General features: G+C 52.4%; 1 rRNA gene. It reads right to left on the minus strand.

The features are described from left to right. Positions 1–453: ribosomal RNA gene (locus tag PGQ95_RS26365) — 16S ribosomal RNA — on the minus strand; the annotation flags it as partial. Positions 454–523: the final 70 nt, after the last annotated feature.

A 523-nucleotide genomic window follows, 5' to 3' on the forward strand; every position in this document is an offset into this window, starting at 1 on the left:
GCCTTCCTCCTCGCTGAAAGTACTTTACAACCCGAAGGCCTTCTTCATACACGCGGCATGGCTGCATCAGGCTTGCGCCCATTGTGCAATATTCCCCACTGCTGCCTCCCGTAGGAGTCTGGACCGTGTCTCAGTTCCAGTGTGGCTGGTCATCCTCTCAGACCAGCTAGGGATCGTCGCCTAGGTGAGCCATTACCCCACCTACTAGCTAATCCCATCTGGGCACATCTGATGGCATGAGGCCCGAAGGTCCCCCACTTTGGTCTTGCGACGTTATGCGGTATTAGCTACCGTTTCCAGTAGTTATCCCCCTCCATCAGGCAGTTTCCCAGACATTACTCACCCGTCCGCCGCTCGTCACCCGAGAGCAAGCTCTCTGTGCTACCGCTCGACTTGCATGTGTTAGGCCTGCCGCCAGCGTTCAATCTGAGCCATGATCAAACTCTTCAATTTAAGTTTGATGCTCGTGAATTAAACTTCGTAATGAATTACGTATGTTCACTCAGAGACTTGGTATTCATTT

This window comes from Klebsiella sp. 141240, assembly GCF_050600805.1.
In the GTDB taxonomy this organism is placed as follows: Bacteria; Pseudomonadota; Gammaproteobacteria; order Enterobacterales; family Enterobacteriaceae; genus Klebsiella; species Klebsiella aerogenes.